Below are 18,711 nucleotides of genomic sequence, written 5' to 3' on the forward strand. Positions count from 1 at the left end.
CAGGTTCTGATTCGAGGACGCGAGCATGAATTACCACTGGAACTGGGGCATCTTCTTCGAGGCGTCTCCGGACGGCTCCGGCACTTACCTGTACACGCTGTACCTTGGCCTGCGCTGGACGCTGGCAACCGCGCTTAGCGCCTGGGTCATCGCGCTGGTCGTGGGCTCCGTGATCGGCGTGATGCGCACCTTGCCGTCGACCGCGGCTCAGAGCTTCGGGCGAGCCTGGGTGGAGGTATTCCGCAACGTGCCACTGCTTGTGCAACTTTTCCTCTGGTATTTCGTGCTGCCAGAACTGCTACCCGAGCAGACGGGCGCCTGGCTCAAGCAGGTGCCGAATGCTTCCTTTTTTACCGCCATAGTGGGCATCGGCTTCTACATGTCGGCTCGCGTGGCCGAACAGTTGCGCTCCGGTATCGGCGCCATTCCGCGTGGGCAATACTATGCAGGCATGGCACTGGGCCTCAGCACGCTGCAAACCTATCGCTACGTGCTGCTGCCGATGGCCTACCGCATCGTGCTGCCGCCTCTGACCTCGGACTTCCTGAGCACGATCAAGAACACCTCCGTGGCGTTGACCATCGGCCTCGTGGAGCTCACTGCGCGCGCCTATGCGATACAGGAGCAGTCCTTCCAGATCTTTGAGGCCTTCTCCGCCGCGACGATCATCTATCTGCTGGTAAACAACCTGGTGACGACCGCTATGCGTAAGCTGGAACACAAGGTCGCCATTCCCGGCTACATCGTAGGCAAGTGACATGCTCGGCAACTTCGATTTCGGCGTCATCGTGCGCGCATTGGGCTATCTCTTCTTACAGGGGATGAGCACCACGGTCGTCCTCACTGCCCTGGCCACCATCGGCGGCATCATGCTCGGCACGTTACTGGCGCTGGCGCGCCTCTCGTCGGTCCGCGTGTTGTCCAACGTGGCAGCGGGCTACGTCAACGTCATGCGCTCCATGCCGCTGCTACTCGTCATCTTCTGGTTCTACTTCCTGGTGCCAATCTTGGCCGGCTGGGCCACGGGTGCGAGCCGGCCCGTTCCCATAGGCGGGCTAGCCTCGGCGCTGATCACCTTCACATTGTTCGAGGCGGCTTACTTCTGCGAGATCATGCGGGCGGGCATCCTGTCCATTCCCAGAGGGCAACTGGCGGCCGGCTTCGCGTTGGGGCTGACGTATCCACAGGTTATGGGCAGCATAGTGCTGCCGCAAGCCTTTCGCAACATGCTGCCAGTATTGTTCACGCAGACGATCGTCCTCTTCCAGGACACTTCCCTGGTTTATGTCGTTTCGCTCACTGACTTCCTCGGCGCGGCGGCCAAGATCGCGCAGCGAGATGGTCGCGTCGTTGAGCTCTACCTGTTCGCCGCGGCCGTCTATTTCGTCTTCTCGTTTGTCGCGTCCAGCCTGGTCAAGCGCATCCAGTCTAGGGTTGCCATCGTCCGCTGAGCGTCACCGTGCAAGACACTTTCTCCTTTCAGGACATCGTTATGCAAGACACATTTTCCTTCTCGAACATCCAACAGGCTGCTGACCGGCTGAAAGGCAAGGTAGTTCGCACTCCAATACTTGAATCTTCGATGCTCGACCAGACTGCTGGATGCCGCGTTCTGGTGAAAGCCGAGTCCTTGCAGCGCACGGGAGCTTTCAAGTACCGCGGTGCGCTTAACAAACTGCTTTCGCTTACGCCGGAGGTCCGTCAGCGCGGTGTCGTTGCATTCTCATCAGGTAACCATGGGCACGCCGTCGCGGCCGCTGCGGCTTATGTGGGTTGTTCGGCAGTCATCGTGTTGCCGAAGGATGCAGCGGCCATCAAGATCGAAAACTGTCGCTGGTGGGGCGCGGAAATCGTGCTGTATGACCCCGACACCGAAGACCGCGAGGAGGTAGGTCGGCGGGTTGCCGGCCCACGCGGGATGCTCGTCGTGCCGCCATTTGACGACTACGACATTATCGCCGGCCAGGGTACAGCAGGTCTGGAGTTGGCAGAACAACTCGCTGAAGAAGGCATTCGACCGGATGCCTTCGTCGTGCCTTGCAGCGGCGGTGGGCTGGCTTCGGGCGCTGTTACGGCCATGAAGCAGGCGTACCCCGACCTGCCTTGTTTCTTCGTCGAACCCGCCGGGCTGGAAAAGATGGCGCCGTCCGTCCGGGAGGGAACACCGCGGAAGCGTCCACCCGGACCGCCGACGGTAATGGACGGGTTGAGCGGGCCGGTGGCGGGCACGCGAACGTCGCGCATCCTGCGGGAGTGCGCAGCGACCGGGCTTAGCGTATCGGACGATGAGGTCCTCGACGCGATGTCGACTGCCTTTCGATACCTGAAGCTCGTCCTTGAGCCTGCGGGCGCGGCCACGCTGGCCGCGGTCCTGAAGCGAAAGGCCGACTTCGAAGGCAAGTCCGTGGCCGTGATCTGCTCCGGCGGAAACGTCGATCCGTCCGTCTTCATCCGAGCCCTCCATGCATCCTGAAACCCGACTCGCTGCGCTCGGCATAAGCCTGCCCAACCCGATCGCACCCTCCGAGCACTACGTGCCCTTTCGACGTGCCGGCAATTTCTTGTACCTGTCAGGCCACGGGCCCCGCAGGATGGACGGCAGTTACGTGCTCGGCCGTCTTGCAACCTCAGACGACGTGGCCATGGGCCATGGGGCCGCCCGGCAGGTGGCTCTGCAGATGCTGGCGACCGTCAAACTGGCTCTGGGGGATCTCGATCGCGTCGAGAGCGTGCTGAAGGTCCTCGGCATGGTCCATGCCACGCCGGACTTCACGCACCATCCCAAGGTCATCAACGGCTTTTCCGAAATCATGACTGCTGCTTTCGGCGATGCGGGCCGCCACGCACGCTCGGCGGTCGGCATGGGATCGCTACCGCACGGGATGGTGGTCGAGGTGGAGGCCGTGATGCTGGTACGAGAACGATCCGGAGCGGGAGTAATGAGCACTTGAAAGAGGACTTCATCGTCCAGGCCGCATTGAATCTTCTGTCGCTCCTGCGGTAATAATTCTGTCCACTCTTGCGCAGACGTATGTCCGTGCCCGCTCAGCTTTGCGAGGCAAGGCATTCGAGGCGCCATTAATGTTGGTGTCGCCTGCGAGAGCGGATCGTGCCGGTTGCCGGGCCACAGAGCGGCAAGGTCTCAATGCGGCGTTGGTGAGTATCTTCCTCCTCGCGTACGCTACTGCGCAGTTGCCGGCGGGCTTTGCCGTTGGCCGATTCGGCGTCAGAGGCCTGTTCTCCATCGCAATGATCGGTACTTCAGTCGCGACGGGCCTGGTCGGCACCGCGACGTCGCTTCTGGCACTGAAGATCTACCGATTTGCGCTGGGAAACGAGCCGATCAGTTTCAGGTCCTGGAATATTTGGGGCTGTGCGCTGGGATACTCTTTCCAACTCGGTATTTCCAACGTCTTGCTCGATTGGATTCCGACCTATCTCATCAGCGTCAAACACTTCTCGGTCGCGGGGATGGGCGTCGTTGCGGCGGCCCCTTGGGTAGGGGCCGTGTTCGGCAACGTCCTCGGCGGCTACGTATCGGACAGGTTCCTTGGACGGCGCCGCAAGCCGGGGATGATGCTGTCGGCCCTGGCCACGGCGATCATGATGGCTGCACTGATCAATTCTCCTGCGAACCCGGTGGCCTACGGCTGCCTGCTATTGTTGACCGGTGCATTGTTGAGCTTCGGGTTCTCTGCGTACATGGTCTACCCCATGTCAATTGCATCGAAGCAGGCTTTCCCCGTGGCAAGCGCCATTGTTAACATGGGCGGCCAGCTTGGGGGGCTGCTGCACCGTTTTTCGCGGGAGTCCTGCTTGACTCGAATGGATGGGACTACGTTTTCGGCTTCATGGCGATCAGTTCTCTCCTGAGTTTGATCGTCCTTCTCACCATCGTTGAGCCGATACAGCGAGGCTCCGCGCGCTAGCGCTCGGGGCAGCATTTCACCTGATGCAAAACGGTATGAACCCACGGCGATTCGCCTCAATCTTGAGTTTGAACGACTTCGAACAGGCTGCACGACGTCGTCTGCCACGTCCTGTTTTCGGCTACATCGCCGGCGCGTCGGAGGACAATGCATCGGCCACCGCGACTCGCGAATCGTTCTTAGCCTTCTCGCTGGTGCCGCGCGTACTCGTCGATGTGTCGAAGCGTTCCTCGAGCACGCTTCTGTTCGGGAAACACTATGCCGCGCCATTCGGCGTTGCCCCGATGGGGTTGAGTGCATTGTCTGCGTACCGAGGCGATATTGTCCTGGCCGCCGCAGCCGCGCGAGGCAATGTGCCGATGATCATGAGCGGATCGTCGCTCATTCGGTTGGAGGAGGTTGTCGCGGTCAATCCCGATGCGTGGTTCCAAGCCTATCTTCCGGGCGAGGACGTGCGAATTGCCGCGCTTGTCGAGCGGGTCAAGGCGGCCGGCTACAAGACGCTCGTCATCACGGTGGATACGCCCGTGGCGGCAAATCGGGAGAACAATGTCCGGACAGGGTTCTCGGCGCCGCTACGACCATCGATCCGTCTGGCCTGGGACGGTGTGACACATCCCACATGGTTGTTCGGGACATTCTTGCGAACCATCGTGAAGCACGGCATGCCTCACTTCGAAAACAACTACGCAGAGCGCGGGGCGCCTATCCTGTCGGCGAGTGTTCTGCGCGACTTCTCGGACCGGGGGCATCTGACATGGAAGCACTTCGCGGCAATACGGAAAATGTGGCCCGGCACACTCATCATCAAAGGCATCGTCAATCATGCCGATGCTCGTCAAGCCGTTGACATGGGCGCGGACGGCGTCATCGTGTCAAACCATGGGGGGCGCCAACTGGACGGAACCGTAGCCCCGCTTCGGGTGCTTCGGCACATCGTCGAGTCCGTGCCTAACACTCCCGTGATGCTCGATAGCGGCGTGCGTCGGGGTACGGATGTGTTGAAAGCCATTGCGCTTGGCGCCAAACTTGTCTTTGTCGGGCGTCCGTTCGGGTATGCGGCGACGATTGGCGGCCAGGCCGGGGTGGCGCACGCGATCAAAATATTGCATGAAGAGGTACTGCGCAATATGGGTTTGCTCGGAGTGGCGTCAATCGGCGACATCGGCCGGGATTATCTGTTTCCGGGGGAAATGCAGATGCGTGGGGATGCGCGCTTCCCGGCTGATGCGCATCAGGAACCGGATCGCCACTGGGGCTTGGTCGCCGACTGCACTTCGTGTTGACGTCGGGCGCGCTTATCGAAACGGTTCAACGTATACGGCGAAACGTCGAAGGACGGTGGCTGGTCCGTCATCATGTCTACCAGCACCTTGGCGGACACCGCGGCAAGCGTCAGGCCGCCATGGCCGTGTCCGAAAGCGTAGAAGAGACCTCGACGGCCGGTGATGCTACCGATGTATGGCACACCATCGGGCGTCGTTGGACGTACGCCCATCCACCGCGAAGCATGTTCGCCCCGAATTCCTGGCAAATACGGCTGGGCCAACTTCAGCAGCATGTCGGCGCGTCGTTCCGTCATCGGCTTGTCCGTTTTGGCGAATTCCACGGTTCCCGCCAGACGCAATCCATGCTCCATGGGCGTCGCGGCAAAATAGGGTTCCGCGAACACGACGGGCCGACGCAACGTGATGCCCGCATCGGGCAGCATCAAATGATATCCGCGCTCGGACGCCAGCGGCGCGTCGATGTCCAGTGTTGCAAGCAACTTGCGGGACGCATATCCGGCGCACAGGGCCACTTGTGCTGCGATGTAAGTCGACGAACTTCCGACCACATTCCAAGCTTCGCCAGGCGTTGGCGCACCTGAGTCGAGCGCTTCCATCGTCAGGATTTCGTCACGGACGAATGTGACGCCGTTCGATTGAAGATGTCGGGCGATCACTTGGCCAAGTCGTTGCGGATTGATGCAGCGAGCCGCGTTTGGGAAAAATATGCCGCCCGAGATGTTCGGTGCCAGACTGGGTTCCAATTCGAGGACCTGACCACTGCCGAGCCGTTGCGCCGCAATGCGATGCGCTTCGAAAACCGGGATCATCCTGGCACGTTGTTCCACGGTTTCGGGCCGCAAACACGCAACTAGGGCGCCGCGACGTTCGAGCATGTCGGAGGCGCCGACGGATTTGAGCATCGGGCCATAGCTGTCGATGGCGCGAGTGGTCAGCGTCGCCAGACTTCGGTGAATTTCCAACTCCCGCTTGCTCGACATACTTCGAAACAGGCGGATTCCCCAAGGGACCAATGATGGGAGATAGGGCGGGTCGATAACGAGCGGCCCGTCCTTGTCGAGCAGCATTGACGGCACGCTCAATAGGGCTTGTCTGGTCGCGGGCGGGAATATGTTGGCATCCGCCAGGTAGCCCGCGTTTCCCGCAGAACAACCGTCCATAGGCGCCTGCCGGTCAATGACCGCGACGCGTTTTCCCCGGCGCCACAGCTCGTATGCGGCGCCAAGCCCGACAATTCCGGCTCCGATGACAATGGCGTCGAAGCGCTGTTGGTGGTTCGACAAAACGTTGGTCATGGGGGCGTCGACTCAGTGCGAACGCAAGTCCGACAGGAACTGCTTCGCGCGCGGGTGTTGCGGCTGCGTGAAGAACGCTTCAGGCTCGGCGACCTCGAGAATCTGCCCCTTGTCCATGAACCAGATGATATCGGCAACCTCGCGAGCGAACCCCATCTCGTGGGTTACACAGACCATCGTCATGCCTTCTTTCGCCAAAGCTTTCATGACCTGGAGCACTTCTCCAACCATTTCTGGGTCGAGTGCGCTGGTCGGCTCGTCGAACAGCATCACCGGTGGATTCATAGCCAGCGCTCTGGCAATCGCCACACGTTGCTGCTGCCCGCCGGAGAGTTGGCCCGGATAGGCGTCGGCCTTGCTCGCCAATCCGACGCGATCGAGCAGGTCCATGGCCTTTTTCCGAGCTTCGGCCTTACTCATCCCGCCCACCGAGGTGGGGGCGAGCGTGATGTTCTCAAGCGCAGACATGTGAGGAAAGAGGTTGAATTGCTGAAAGACAAATCCAACCCCGGAGCGAAATCGATTGACGTCCAGTCCGCCGGCATGCACGTCATGACCGTCGACGGTAATGGAACCGTCCTTGATTTCCTCCAGACGATTGACTGTTCGAATGAGGGTGGACTTACCCGATCCCGATGGCCCGCAAACGACCACGACTTCCCCTTTTTTTACTTGTGCCGTGACATCGACCAGGGCGTGATATTCCCCATACCATTTATTTACCTTGAAGAAGTAGATCATTAACTGGTCTCCGCTTGATCGAAGCGCCCTTGCGCTTGTTGTGAATGCGCTTCTCGAGGCGATGTGCAAACTGGGTAAGGACAAAGCACACGATGAAGTAGGTCAGGGCCAGGATGGCAAATACGCCAAACGGCTGGGTTAGCAGGTTGTTGTTGACCTGGTTGGCCGAGAACGTGAGCTCTTGCACGCTGATGACGTATCCGAGCGATGTTTCCTTGATCGTCGACACGAACTGACTCACCATGCTCGGCAGCATGTTGTAGAGCGCTTGAGGTAGTACTACGCGCAAGGTTGTCTTGAAGTACGACAAACCCAGCGCGCGAGCCGCTTCTACCTGACCACGGGGGAGGGCTTCGATGCCGGCGCGGATGACTTCACCCAGATACGCTGCCTCATAAACCACGAGCGTGCACAACAGCGTGGTGAAGCCGGTGACGGGGCGGCCGATAATCGAGGGTACGAAGAAGTACGCCCAGAAGATCAGCATGATGAGTGGAACGCCGCGCACGACATACACAATCACGGTGGTTGGGATTCTGAACAGCGCGATCGGGCTCGTACGTCCCAGGGCAATAAGAATGCTGAACGGAAACGAGAGGCCCAAACCTGCCACCGACAGAATCAGCGTGAGCGCCAGTCCACCCAGTGGGCCGTTGGGGTACTGCCCGAGAAGCAGCATCTCCCAATTGTCTTTCAGGATATCGAGCATGAATTAGCGCCCCTTGATGCGATACTTGCCAGCCGTGACGGCGCCGGTCGCCATGATCAATAACGAAATCAGCAGATACACGACAGTCGCGATGAGATAGCTTTCGAAGGTTCGGAATGTGTGATTCTCGATCTCGCGTGTTGCGTATGAGAGTTCCGCACATCCGATCGCCATGGCCAGACTGGTGTTTTTGAACAGCAACACCGAATGGTTGATCAAGGCCGGCGTCGCTACCCGAACGGCTTGGGGTAGGACGACGTGACGCAACGTTTTCAGGTAGGACAGTCCCAATGACCGTGACGCCTCCTGTTGGCCGTAGGGCACGGCTCGCAGCCCACTGCGCAGGTCTTCCGAGATATAGGCGGCCATGCACAGCCCGATGGCGATAACGGAGAAAAGAAATTCGCAGTTGTGCGCGTTCATCCAGCTTTGCGCTGGCTCGGGAAGTATCGAAGATATGCCGAAGTACCAAAGCAGAATTTGCACGAGCATCGGCACGCTCTGATGATAGGCAACATACGCTTGCACGCACTTCTCAATGACTCGGCCGCCGCCAAGACGCAATACGGCGAGTGCGGTCCCGACGATAACCGCCAGAATCCACGCCTCGACGGTCAGAAACAGCGTGAGTTTCAATCCTCTGATGAGCATGGCGCCGTACTCGCCATGCAATATGGCGTCGAAATCAAGACGGTAGTTCATAAGCATCCCATCGTTACTGTCGGGGGCGGGGAACCCCGCCCCCGGTGTGGCTTTATTGAGTCTTGATGGGTTGAATCGTGAACTCACGAGTCATCTTGAAGATCGTGCCTTGCCCCAACCATTTGTCGAAGATCTGCTTCGCTTCGCCGGACTTTTCCATGGATTGGAGCGCCGTGTTCACCGCCTTCAGGAGTTCAGGCTGATCGCGGCGCACGCCCAAGCCCCAGGTCTCTTCGCCGAGTGCCGGCGTAAGTACCTTGATTTTTCCGTCGCCCCCCAGCTTCGCAATGAATCGACGCAGGAGCGTTTCCGACAGCGCGTATGCGTCCACTTTCCCCTGCGCGAGCGCCATGAAGGCCGACGGACCGTCTTCGAAACTGACCAACTGCGAGGTCGGGAGAACCTTGGCCAGGAAGACTTGGCTACTGGTGCCTTTGATGATGCTGATGCGTTTTCCAGCCAGATCGTCGCGGGATTTGTACGGACCATCGGCACGGACCGCCAAGCGGTGCTGGCTCACGAAGTAGCCATCGCTGTATCCGATCTGCTTGGCCCGCTCCGGCGTGTATCCCAACACCGCCGCGAGCAAATCGACGCGTCCACCCAGCAGTTCGGGGATGCGACCTTCGAGCGATACCACTTTAAGCTCGGCCTTCACGCCCAGCTGTTTGGCCACACCCTTGCAAAAATCGACATCGTAGCCTTGGAGTTCACGGGTACTCTGATCTTGGAAGCCGAACGGGTCGAGGTTGCTTTGTACGCCGCACACGAGTGTCCCGCGCGCCTTGATGTCACTGAGTGCATCCGCATGCACGCTGTCCACGAAAGCGGCGCTCAGCACGCATACGGCAAAGGCGATTTTCGCAATCTGCTTCATTTCTTGCTCCATCTACGTAGCGGTGGTCTGGATGTTGCGGTGACCAACGCCATGGAGGCGTATCGAAGCGAGACAGTTACCCGTTTGACGACTCGCCGGTCACCGTTGAGTCGATTGTTTCAGGGCAAAAATAGCGAAAATAGCGATATTTTTTTATGATTTTTTATGAAAAAAAGAAATGTGTTGTTGCGAAGCCCCTGAATCAAGGGCTTTGCGAAGTCGCATCGCGTGTGTGTTTCGCGCGATCGACATCACGTCGCGGGAATTCCCCTACGTCTGCCAGGCGGGTTACGCGACTGCGGCGCGAGAAGGAGATGGCTGAAGTCGCAGTGTTCCGCCGCGAGCTTCGCGATTTCGGCGTTCAATGAATAGGCGTGATCGGCGCGATATAGGGCAACGTATTCGATGGGAGGAAGCGCTGGGCGCGTCCGTATCTCCTGCAGGGAGCCATCGGTGACCAGGTAGTTCAGGCATGCTTTGGGCAGATAGCTGACACCCATACCCGACAACGTCAATCCGATCTGAGCCAAAAGGTTGTTGCTGGCGAACACTTTGGGCACGCTCACGCCATGCTCGACAAGGAACCGGCCGTAGGTCATCCCGGTGCCGGAAAGGTTGCCTTGAGTCAACATGGGAAACTGGGCGATCTCGGAAAGAGGAATCGATCGGGCGGTCGGTGCCATCCCGGGGACGCAGAGCCATGCGTTTTCGACGGAGGCGATGTGCGTCGAAACGAAACGTTCGCTGACAGCGGCACTGGGCACGACGATGAAATCGATCGTGTTTGCCTCAAGCCGCTCCCGTAGCGTGGCGCTCAGTTCGACTTCGGCTTCAACGATGACCTTCGGATACGCTTGCTTGATTGCGGAGATCAGTCGGGGCAACCAGGTCAGCGCAGTCAGTTCGGTCACGCCGAGACGCAGCCGCCGCACCAGTACCTCCTTCGCACTCACGCGTTCGACGATTTCGTCGCGCCGCTCCAGCAACTCTTTTGCGTAATGAAACAGTTCCTCGCCCTTATCAGTCAGTCGGGCGGTGCGCTTCGAGCGATCAAATACCTCGAATTCGAACGTGCTCTCGAGCTCTTGAACGCGTTTCGAAATCGCCGACTGGCTTGCATTCAACTTGCTGGCAGCCGCCTCGAAAGAGCCGAGTTGCACAATCCAGTACAACGCCTCGACTTGCTTGAAAGTCAGCATCGTTGTCTCCAAGTATGAAAATTAGCGATATTTTACGATAGAAAAAAATCGCTTTTTTAGGACAATTTGACGCCGTATTGTTCTCTCCGTTGCGCCGAATGGCGTTTTCCAAGACGGAGATTTTTCATGAGCCTCACTGGCTTTCGCGTGAATCCGGCGCCTGCCGTAGCACCCACTTCCATCATTTCCGCGCTTGAAAATGTCGTGGTCCCGCATTTGAGCGACAATCTCGCGCGTAGCGTCGGTATCGTCGGGCTCACGCGCTACAACCGCACGCGCAAGCTCATCGGCACCGCCTTTACCGTCAAGTGTCGCCCGGGTGACAACTTGATGATCTACAAAGCGCTGACGATGCTCCAGCCTGGCCACGTTCTGGTGGTGGACGGTGCGGGCAATGCCGAGAATGCGCTCGTTGGTGAACTGATCAAGCTGCAAGCGCAAGCCAGTGGCTGCGTGGGCTTCGTTATTGACGGGGCGATCCGGGATGTCGCCAGTTTCGACGATTTTCCTTGCTATGCCCGCAGTGTTGTCCATCGTGGCCCGTACAAAGATGGCCCGGGTGAGCTCAATGTTCCGGTGAGCGTTGGCGGTCAGATCGTAAGTCCCGGGGACATCGTCGTGGGCGATGAGGACGGCGTGGTTTGCTTTCCGCAATCGGACGCTGGCGAACTCATGGTGCTTGCGGCAAAGCACAACGAGAAAGAGCAGGCAATTCAGGCTGAGATCGCAACGGGACGCCGCGATCAAGTGTGGATAAAAAAGATTCTCGAAGCCAAGGGATTGGTAGCGTAACTCATCAGGAATTTGCGAGCACAACATGTCGAATACCACATTCCTTTCGGAACGTATCCATCGGATCAAGCCGTCGCCCAGTCTGGCTGCCAAAGCACTCGTCGACAAACTACGGGCAGAGGGGCGCGATATTATTGATTTCACTACCGGCGAGCCTGACCTGCCGACTCCCGCGCACGTCATTGAGGCGGCGATCGCCGCCATGCACGCGGGACAGACCAGATATACCCACTCCAGCGGCACGCCAGCGTTGCGAAAGGCAATCGCGACAAAGCTCCTGCGGGACAATCAAGTCGCATTCGCCCCTGAGAATATCGTCGTGGGTGCCGGCGGCAAGCACATCATTTTTCACGCGCTGGCGGTGACGCTCAATCCGGGAGATGAAGTCATCATTCATGCGCCGTACTGGGTCTCCTACCCGGATATGGTTGTCGTGAACGACGGTGTTCCGGTCGTTGTCGTCGGTAGCGAGGCCGAAGGGTTCAAGTTGACGCCGCAGGCCTTGGAGGCGGCAATCACGCCGGCCACGAAATGGGTCATTTTGAACACCCCGAACAATCCGACCGGTGCTGTCTATTCGGAAGCGGAGATCCGGGCGTTGGGCGACGTGCTCAAGCGCCATCCCCACGTCTGGCTGATGTCCGATGAAATTTACGAACATTTCGTCTTCGACGGGAGCCGGCACGTGTCCCCGCTGGCGGTGGTGCCGGAGCTCAGGGACCGCAGTCTGATTGTCAACGGCGCGTCGAAAGGGTATTCGATGACAGGATGGCGACTGGGGTACGGCGCCGGTCCGGTGGCGTTGGTCAATGCAATGACGAAGTTGATTACGCAGACGACGACCTGTCCGAGTTCCATCAGCCAGGCTGCGGCGATCGCTGCATTTTCCGGAAGTCAGGAGGCACCGCAGCATGCAGCCAGGGTTTTCGCTGCGCGCGGCACGCTCATGGCGCAATTGCTCGAGGACGCCTCGGGAATGTACGTGACGCCGCCCTCGGGCGCGTTCTATCTTTACCCTTCCGTTCGCGGGTTGGTGGGAAAGAAGACGCCGAAGGGCGTGACGTTAAACTCCGATCGCGACGTCGTCAACTATTTCACCGAGGAAGCTGGGGTGGCCACGTTGGATGGCACCGCATACGGCGTCCCCCCACATATTCGGCTGTCGTTCGCCACATCGGAGGATGCGATTCGCGAAGGATGCAGGCGCATTGTCGCGGCTTGCGCCGCACTTAGCTGATCGGGTCATCAGGCGCCGCCGACACGGCAATGTCGGCGGCGTGAATCGCTTGCACAATGAAAGCATTTTGCGAGCAGGAGAGAGACATGCGCGCCGTCGCAAATCAAAACATGGACGCCGCGTCGCAGCGGCCCAAACTACGCATTGGACTGGCCTTTCAGATTGCATTGGGGTTGGCCATTGGAATTTTGATTGGTTTTGTGCTGCATCATTATCCCGAGGCACGGGCCGATATCGCCGCTGACTATCTGCAGCCCGCCGGCGATCTGTTTATCAAGGTGATCAAGATGATTGTGGTCCCCATCGTATTCACCAGCATGGTCGTCGGCATTGCAGGTGTAGGCGACGCAAAAGCGTTGGGGCGAATCGGATTCAAGACGCTGCTCTATTTCGAGGTGGTCACAACGATCGCGATCGTCATCGGTCTCGCATTCGGCAATCTGTTTCAACCGGGTGCCGGTACCGACATTTCACAGCTCGGCAAGGTGGATATCTCGAAGTTGCAGAGCGCGGGTGAGTCGATGTCGGGCCATCATGGCTTCATGCAATTGGTGCTCGGCATCGTTCCGGACAACATCTTCGCATCGATGGCTCGGGGGGACCTGCTTCCCGTGATCTTCTTCTCTGTGCTGTTCGGACTGGGGCTTCAGTCGGTGTCACCCGAGCTTCGGCAACCGGTGCTAGCTACCCTGCGCGGCGTATCAGACACGATGTTCAAGGTCACGAACATGGTGATGCGTTACGCTCCCATTGGGGTCGCGGCACTCATCGCCGTGACTGTCGCGAATTTCGGCTTCGGTTCTTTGCTTCCGCTTCTGAAGCTTGTGGCTGTCACGTATGGCGCGATAGTGTTATTTGCCGTTGGCGTTCTCGGTATGACCGCAGGGATTTTCGGCTTCAATATCTTCACGTTATTGAAAGTTATCAAGGACGAACTGGTCATCGCCTTCTCGACGTGCAGCTCGGCAACGGTACTGCCGCAGTTGATGAAAAAGATGGAGGACTATGGTGCGCCGAAGGCGATTACGACATTCGTTGTCCCCACCGGATACACGTTCAATCTGGATGGCGCTTCCATCTATCTCGGGATTGGTGCGCTGTTCGTTGCCCAGCTCTACGACATTCACCTCGGACTTCAGGAGCAGATTCTGCTGACGTTGACGATGGTCGTGACCTCCAAGGGAGCGGCGGGCGTTCCCGGTTTCATGTTCGTCATTCTTCTGGCGACGTTGGCCAGCGCGGGGTTGCCGCTTGAAGGTTTGGCCTTTATTGCAGGAATCGACCGGATCATGGATATGGGGCGCACCGCGTTGAACGTCGTTGGTAACGCATTGGCTCCGTTGATTATTGCCAAATGGGAAGGGCAGTACGACGAGGTGAAAGGGCGAATGTACCTGGCGAGTCTGGAAGAAGCAAGGAAATGACTGTGGCACGTGTGGAGTAATCAAGGATCATCCATGTAGTACCTTCGAGCGGCGAGGCGAAAGCATCGCTGCTCTTTTTTCGTGTCGCACGTCAACGTGTTCGGTGAGTCGCAAGCGCTTTCGCCATCGGGACAAGTTCGCTGAACGTTGTCAGCGAGTGTTTGCCGATACGGTAAAGCGGCCGACAGCCGACTCAAGGATCCCAGACTGCTCCCTTAGCGAGCTCGCCGCTGCCGCGGCTTGTTCAACCAGGGCGGCGTTCTGTTGGGTTGTGTGCTCCATGTCTTGTGCGGCCAGACTGATGCCTTGCAAGCCTTCGCTCTGTTCCCGGCACGCATGTGCGATTTCATCGACCAACGTTGAAACTTGATGGACCGACGTTTGAATGTCGGACATGGTGGCCCCCGCGCGCTCAACCTGTTCGGCGCCTAGCTGAACCCTTTGCAGCGTTTCCTGGATCAACACCTTCACCTCGCTTGCCGCATCGGCACTTCGCTGCGCCAAGGTGCGCACTTCCCCGGCCACGACCGCGAAACCGCGCCCGTGGTGACCGGCTCTGGCCGATTCGACCGCAGCGTTCAGCGCCAGGATATTCGTTTGGAACGCAATGCTCTGGATGGTTGCAACAATGCTCGACATCCTGGACGACGCCTCGGAAACGGCGCGCATGGACGTAACAGCGCTGGAAACTGCTTGGCCGCCGTTGGCAGTCGCTGCCACCGCGTCAAGGGCGAGCTTTGTTGCGGAGAGGGCGTCAGCCGCATTTTTGCTGACCGTGACCGTCAGCTCCTTGATGCGGTGGGAGGTACGCTCGAGATTGCCGGCCTGGGTTTCCGTCCGCTGGCTCAGGTCGTTGTTGCCGCTGGCAATCTCGTCAGCGGCGATCGCAACACTTTGACTGGCGGTTCGGATGTTGCCAACCGTTTCTGCAAGGGCATCGCGCATATGGCGCAAGTCGAGCAGCAAACTGCCCTTGTCGCGCGCAGACACGTTGACGTTGATGGCTAGTTGTCCGGACGCCAGTTTTCTCAGCAAAGTAGCTGCGTACCGAGGCTCGCCCCCGAGCTGGGCGTACAGATTGCGAGCGACGATCACGCCGAACACCGTGGCCCCCAGCAAACCAGCCGCCGACGTGAAGAGCAGTATGGCTGACAGCATGCGCGCACGCTCGGCCGAGAGGTGATACTCGGCATTCGCAAGACTCACTTCCAAGTTCTTCAGATCCTGGAGCGCTGCCTTGACCTTGGGGAGCATGACGTGGACGTTGTTGTAGACAATCGCGCCGGCGGTTACCGGGTCGCCGAAGTCCAGTGCCTTTTCAAGGGGCTTGAAGGCCGTGTCCCGCAGCTCCGCATACAAGCGTTCGTACTGGCCGGCCAAAGTGACTTCGCTCGGCGTCAACGGTCGCGCTCGGAACTGCTTCCAGACATTGTCAATCTCGCGTTTTCGTTGGAGATTCTGGGCTATGGCGACCTTAGGGTTACTGTTGGCCGGATCAAGGGACGCCTCCGTAAGCACCGCGCTTTGCTCCTGTAGCCGATTGTCCAGTGTGGACAGCGATTGTATTGCCACCGTCCGATTCTCGTACACACTGCGCAGCCCTTCGTTTGCCGTGTATATGCCGAAGGCGCCGACGGCGACAAGTAGCGCGGAAATCACCAGCAACAAACCCACCAAGCAGGCGAGCTTTGTTTTTATCGTGTCGAATCTGATCGCTTTCAAGACTTCCCCCGGGGTTCAACGCATTGCGAAGCGCGGGGTGGCCGGCAGTTTGTTCTTTTCCCGCAGCGATGCGCCATTTTGAATGGCCGCGGTTAGTATTCCTCGCGGAAATTTGCAAGAAAAGCGACTTAATCCGATGGATTTGCATCACTTGCCGGAATGCTTGTTCCCAACGCCCTCCATTATCTGCGCGGTGATCGTGAGAAACCTGTCAATATCGTCAGCCGAGTGGCAATGTAGCGGGGATATCCGGATGGCGCCATCGATGCCGAACGAATCCAGCATGCGTTTTGAGTACAAACTCGTCGCAACCCGCTCATAGACGATAACGCCACGCTGTTCGTACGCTTTGACCGCTTCGGCCGGAGAGAAACCTTCCAAAGCGAGGGCGACAATCAAGTCGCGCTTGGTCAGATCCTCGTGGTCGAGGAGGACTGTTGCACCATGGATGTGACGCAACCCGGGAATTGCCGGCGCACCGTCGAGAATGCGGGCAAGCAGGGCGCGCTCGTGACGCTCGATACGTTTCATTCCCTCCACGAACGATCCTCGGCGCTCAGTGGGCGCCGTGCCGTCGGTGCCCAGCCAGCAAACATAGTCCACGACCGCCGTCATCACGGCGAATTGTGCCGGCGCCGAACTTCCAAGGTCCCAGAAGTCAACCGGTTTGCCGTTCAGTTTGTGGTGCGGTAATCGGGCTGCTCGGTCTGACAACCACGAAATGCCTGAACCGCGGCAACCGAAGAACTTGTAGGGCGCAATAGTGATCGCGTCGATCGGCATTTCTGCAAGATCAATCACGCCGTGTGGCGCATGCTGGACGGCATCAACAATGATGAACAGATCGCGCTTGATTTCACGGGCACGTTGAACGATCGCCTTGACGTCGATTTTCGCGCCGGAGATGTTCGACGCGTACATCACACTCAGGAGTGATGTGTTTTGATCAATCAGCGCAATGACGTCGTCTACGTCGATGCCACCTGTCTCGGGATTGCTCTTCGCGACCCGAAGCTCCTTGTCAAGGCGCTTTGCGTAGAGAGCGACCGCATCAAACGACGACGGGTGTTCGAGGCACGTGGTAACGAAGTTGGTTCCGCTGACGTTCTCGGCAACAGCGCGAATCATGTCGAACATCGCCCCGGATGCTGTCAGCGATGCGAAGACCGCCCCCCCTGTGGCGTTCAAGATGAGACGGAAGTCATCAGTCCCTTTCGCTTGAATGGCTTGAAGGTGTCTGGCGCTACGATGGGTACGCTCGGTGCAGTCAGGGATGGCATCGATTACCGCATGCTGCTCGACGGCGGCCTTGAGTCGAAATGAGCCGCCGGCATTGTCGAAAAACAACCTGGCGTTCCCGTTAAAATCGTTGTCTACGTAATGAAATCTCTCTTTGATCTCGCGTGTGAGTGCGCTGGGGAACAGCTCGCCTATCAATTCATTCATGATTTGAAACGTGGTTTTTCCACTGTGTTGTCGGGGGTTTTCAGGGAGAGTCTTGTGAGACTTGCGGACACGATAAGACACCGCTGTAGTGAGAAAAAGCGAGTTTTTGTAATGGCTATATATCGATTTTTCTCAACAATTTTCCCAATTCGAAGCGCGCCTCATTCCGCTCGGCCGATGAACATTTCCGACATCTGCGTGGTGCGCGTGCACCTACGTCTGGAGCATGACCCGGAAGTCGCAGCATTCCTGCGCGAGTTCCACAATTGATGCAATGAGTGAGCTGCGCAATTCGCTTTTATATGTGGCCACATAGGTGACATCCGGAAGTCCCGGCGTGACATCCAACGGTTTGAGCATGCCCATGGCGTTCATCTGGCTCAGGCAGTGCTTGGGAAAATAGCTGATGCCCAAGCCCGAGACAGCCATGCCGATAAGCGCGACGATGCTGTTGCTCGTGATGATCTCGGGCGACTGGAATCCGTTTGATTTGAACCACCTGTCGTAGAGCATACCGGTGCCGGATTTGTCGGCAAGCAAGCGGTACGTCGCAAGTTCGTGCAGCGGGATTGTCCTGTTCGAGTCGATCAAGCCGGGTTTGCACATCCAGACATTCTCGACCTTGCCGACCGGCTTCGATGCGAAATGTGGATCCGGGTAGGCATCGGGCACGATCATCAGCTCGATGTCATCTGCCAGGAGCTTCTCCCGAAGATTGATGCTCATGTCGACGTCCGGCTCGATGACGACTTTGGGATAGTGCAGGTGAATCTGATTGACCAGCTTGGGTAGCCACGTCATCGCTGTGAGTTCGGTGATGCCGATGCGCAGACGACGTTCCACGACATCCGGCCGTCCGAATTGTTCAACCGAGGCATCGCGCTGTTCAAGCAGGCGCTTGGCCAGCATGAACATTTCCTCACCCTTTTCGGTGAGCCGCGCCGTGCGTTGAGCGCGATCGAAAAGGAGCGTATCGAACAGCGTTTCCAGTTCATGGACACGCTTGGAGATCGCGGATTGCGTTGTGTGAAGCTTCCGGGCGGCTTGGGAGAAGCCGCCGGCTTGTACGACCCAATAAATGGCTTCGAGCTGCTTGAACGTGACCAATGCCCCCTCCTGTCAGTGTTTTTAATATAACTTATATTCATGCAAAATCATTAAAAAATATCGCTTTTGGACATTCTATTCGTGGCCGAGAATCTCTCGTGAGGAAATTTTCGGCTGACATCGCACAGGAAGTGAAAACCGGCCGATGAGACGCGGGCGGCTCGTGCTTGCTTCGCCTGGAGCGCCAACACGGCGCTTCACCTGTCAACCGAACTGCGCAAATGCGCTGACTTCGACTCAAG

At 58.3% G+C, this 18,711-nt stretch carries 18 protein-coding genes; 9 read left to right on the plus strand and 9 right to left on the minus strand.

Annotated elements, in window-relative coordinates:
* Positions 1–25: 25 nt before the first annotated feature.
* The 6 genes from PTE30175_RS17200 to PTE30175_RS17225 all read left to right on the plus strand — a co-directional run bounded on the left by PTE30175_RS17200 (position 26) and on the right by PTE30175_RS17225 (position 5,215).
* Positions 26–757, plus strand: a complete 732-nt coding sequence (locus PTE30175_RS17200) for an amino acid ABC transporter permease (protein ID WP_150698295.1) — start codon at positions 26–28, stop codon at positions 755–757.
* Between the two features lies 1 nt (position 758).
* Positions 759–1,451 (plus strand): amino acid ABC transporter permease, encoded by a 693-nt coding sequence (locus PTE30175_RS17205; RefSeq protein ID WP_150698296.1) that lies wholly within the window; start codon positions 759–761, stop codon positions 1,449–1,451.
* 41 nt (positions 1,452–1,492) lie between these two features.
* The gene (locus PTE30175_RS17210) at positions 1,493–2,473 is read left to right on the plus strand and encodes a threonine ammonia-lyase (RefSeq protein WP_150698297.1); all 981 of its coding nucleotides are present in this window, start codon (positions 1,493–1,495) and stop codon (positions 2,471–2,473) included.
* Positions 2,463–2,951: a RidA family protein gene (locus PTE30175_RS17215; protein ID WP_150698298.1), complete on the plus strand. Its 489-nt coding sequence runs from the start codon at positions 2,463–2,465 to the stop codon at positions 2,949–2,951. Before PTE30175_RS17210 ends, PTE30175_RS17215 begins: the two co-directional genes overlap by 11 nt.
* A 205-nt stretch (positions 2,952–3,156) precedes the next feature.
* Positions 3,157–3,873, plus strand: coding sequence for an MFS transporter (locus PTE30175_RS17220; protein WP_224788826.1), 717 nt, complete (start codon positions 3,157–3,159; stop codon positions 3,871–3,873).
* A 79-nt stretch (positions 3,874–3,952) separates the two neighbouring features.
* Positions 3,953–5,215 carry an alpha-hydroxy acid oxidase gene (locus PTE30175_RS17225; RefSeq protein WP_150698299.1) on the plus strand — a complete coding sequence of 421 codons (1,263 nt, stop codon included), beginning with the start codon at positions 3,953–3,955 and terminating at the stop codon, positions 5,213–5,215.
* On the opposite strand, the gene PTE30175_RS17230 is transcribed toward PTE30175_RS17225, so the two are convergent.
* The 6 genes from PTE30175_RS17230 to PTE30175_RS17255 all read right to left on the minus strand — a co-directional run bounded on the left by PTE30175_RS17230 (position 5,164) and on the right by PTE30175_RS17255 (position 10,741).
* Positions 5,164–6,513, minus strand: a complete 1,350-nt coding sequence (locus PTE30175_RS17230) for an NAD(P)/FAD-dependent oxidoreductase (RefSeq protein WP_150698300.1) — start codon at positions 6,511–6,513, stop codon at positions 5,164–5,166. The two genes, PTE30175_RS17225 and PTE30175_RS17230, sit on opposite strands and share 52 nt — an antisense overlap.
* A 12-nt stretch (positions 6,514–6,525) precedes the next feature.
* A complete protein-coding gene (locus PTE30175_RS17235; RefSeq protein ID WP_150698301.1) occupies positions 6,526–7,254 on the minus strand; it encodes an amino acid ABC transporter ATP-binding protein in 729 nt (242 codons plus the stop codon).
* Entirely contained in the window at positions 7,229–7,963 is a 735-nt protein-coding gene (locus PTE30175_RS17240) for an amino acid ABC transporter permease (protein WP_150698302.1), read from the minus strand. The genes PTE30175_RS17235 and PTE30175_RS17240 overlap by 26 nt, the downstream gene beginning before the upstream one ends.
* A gap of 3 nt (positions 7,964–7,966) precedes the next feature.
* The gene (locus PTE30175_RS17245; protein WP_150698303.1) at positions 7,967–8,665 is read right to left on the minus strand and encodes an amino acid ABC transporter permease; all 699 of its coding nucleotides are present in this window, start codon (positions 8,663–8,665) and stop codon (positions 7,967–7,969) included.
* A gap of 52 nt (positions 8,666–8,717) precedes the next feature.
* The gene (locus PTE30175_RS17250; RefSeq protein WP_224788827.1) at positions 8,718–9,542 is read right to left on the minus strand and encodes an ABC transporter substrate-binding protein; all 825 of its coding nucleotides are present in this window, start codon (positions 9,540–9,542) and stop codon (positions 8,718–8,720) included.
* A 251-nt stretch (positions 9,543–9,793) separates the two neighbouring features.
* Positions 9,794–10,741, minus strand: a complete 948-nt coding sequence (locus PTE30175_RS17255) for a LysR family transcriptional regulator (protein ID WP_150698305.1) — start codon at positions 10,739–10,741, stop codon at positions 9,794–9,796.
* A gap of 126 nt (positions 10,742–10,867) precedes the next feature.
* On the opposite strand from PTE30175_RS17255, the gene PTE30175_RS17260 reads away from it, so the two are divergent.
* From PTE30175_RS17260 to PTE30175_RS17270, 3 genes are all read left to right on the plus strand, one after another.
* The gene (locus PTE30175_RS17260; protein WP_150698306.1) at positions 10,868–11,533 is read left to right on the plus strand and encodes an RraA family protein; all 666 of its coding nucleotides are present in this window, start codon (positions 10,868–10,870) and stop codon (positions 11,531–11,533) included.
* A 25-nt stretch (positions 11,534–11,558) separates the two neighbouring features.
* Positions 11,559–12,770, plus strand: coding sequence for a pyridoxal phosphate-dependent aminotransferase (locus PTE30175_RS17265; protein WP_150698307.1), 1,212 nt, complete (start codon positions 11,559–11,561; stop codon positions 12,768–12,770).
* 86 nt (positions 12,771–12,856) lie between these two features.
* Complete coding sequence (locus tag PTE30175_RS17270; RefSeq protein WP_224788828.1) at positions 12,857–14,194, plus strand: cation:dicarboxylate symporter family transporter; 1,338 nt, start codon at positions 12,857–12,859, stop codon at positions 14,192–14,194.
* Positions 14,195–14,344: 150 nt separating this feature from the next.
* Here PTE30175_RS17270 and PTE30175_RS17275 read toward each other — a convergent pair whose 3' ends face one another.
* From PTE30175_RS17275 to PTE30175_RS17285, 3 genes are all read right to left on the minus strand, one after another.
* Complete coding sequence (locus PTE30175_RS17275; protein WP_150698308.1) at positions 14,345–15,916, minus strand: methyl-accepting chemotaxis protein; 1,572 nt, start codon at positions 15,914–15,916, stop codon at positions 14,345–14,347.
* Between the two features lie 147 nt (positions 15,917–16,063).
* Positions 16,064–17,362, minus strand: coding sequence for an aminotransferase class V-fold PLP-dependent enzyme (locus PTE30175_RS17280; RefSeq protein WP_150698309.1), 1,299 nt, complete (start codon positions 17,360–17,362; stop codon positions 16,064–16,066).
* Positions 17,363–17,575: 213 nt separating this feature from the next.
* Complete coding sequence (locus PTE30175_RS17285; RefSeq protein ID WP_150698310.1) at positions 17,576–18,469, minus strand: LysR family transcriptional regulator; 894 nt, start codon at positions 18,467–18,469, stop codon at positions 17,576–17,578.
* Positions 18,470–18,711 lie beyond the last annotated feature (242 nt).

This window comes from Pandoraea terrae (genome assembly GCF_902459695.1).
Classification (GTDB): domain Bacteria; phylum Pseudomonadota; class Gammaproteobacteria; order Burkholderiales; family Burkholderiaceae; genus Pandoraea; species Pandoraea terrae.

What these genes read in the sequence shown, in the direction of transcription:
- PTE30175_RS17200 (WP_150698295.1), top strand. Translation starts at nt 26, where the DNA reads ATGAATTACCACTGGAACTGGGGCATCTTCTTCGAGGCGTCTCCGGAC.
- PTE30175_RS17205 (WP_150698296.1), top strand. Translation starts at nt 759, where the DNA reads ATGCTCGGCAACTTCGATTTCGGCGTCATCGTGCGCGCATTGGGCTAT.
- PTE30175_RS17210 (WP_150698297.1), top strand. Translation starts at nt 1,493, where the DNA reads ATGCAAGACACATTTTCCTTCTCGAACATCCAACAGGCTGCTGACCGG.
- PTE30175_RS17215 (WP_150698298.1), top strand. Translation starts at nt 2,463, where the DNA reads ATGCATCCTGAAACCCGACTCGCTGCGCTCGGCATAAGCCTGCCCAAC.
- PTE30175_RS17225 (WP_150698299.1), top strand. Translation starts at nt 3,953, where the DNA reads ATGCAAAACGGTATGAACCCACGGCGATTCGCCTCAATCTTGAGTTTG.
- PTE30175_RS17230 (WP_150698300.1), bottom strand. Translation starts at nt 6,513, where the DNA reads ATGACCAACGTTTTGTCGAACCACCAACAGCGCTTCGACGCCATTGTC.
- PTE30175_RS17235 (WP_150698301.1), bottom strand. Translation starts at nt 7,254, where the DNA reads ATGATCTACTTCTTCAAGGTAAATAAATGGTATGGGGAATATCACGCC.
- PTE30175_RS17240 (WP_150698302.1), bottom strand. Translation starts at nt 7,963, where the DNA reads ATGCTCGATATCCTGAAAGACAATTGGGAGATGCTGCTTCTCGGGCAG.
- PTE30175_RS17245 (WP_150698303.1), bottom strand. Translation starts at nt 8,665, where the DNA reads ATGAACTACCGTCTTGATTTCGACGCCATATTGCATGGCGAGTACGGC.
- PTE30175_RS17250 (WP_224788827.1), bottom strand. Translation starts at nt 9,542, where the DNA reads ATGAAGCAGATTGCGAAAATCGCCTTTGCCGTATGCGTGCTGAGCGCC.
- PTE30175_RS17255 (WP_150698305.1), bottom strand. Translation starts at nt 10,741, where the DNA reads ATGCTGACTTTCAAGCAAGTCGAGGCGTTGTACTGGATTGTGCAACTC.
- PTE30175_RS17260 (WP_150698306.1), top strand. Translation starts at nt 10,868, where the DNA reads ATGAGCCTCACTGGCTTTCGCGTGAATCCGGCGCCTGCCGTAGCACCC.
- PTE30175_RS17265 (WP_150698307.1), top strand. Translation starts at nt 11,559, where the DNA reads ATGTCGAATACCACATTCCTTTCGGAACGTATCCATCGGATCAAGCCG.
- PTE30175_RS17270 (WP_224788828.1), top strand. Translation starts at nt 12,857, where the DNA reads ATGCGCGCCGTCGCAAATCAAAACATGGACGCCGCGTCGCAGCGGCCC.
- PTE30175_RS17280 (WP_150698309.1), bottom strand. Translation starts at nt 17,362, where the DNA reads ATGAATGAATTGATAGGCGAGCTGTTCCCCAGCGCACTCACACGCGAG.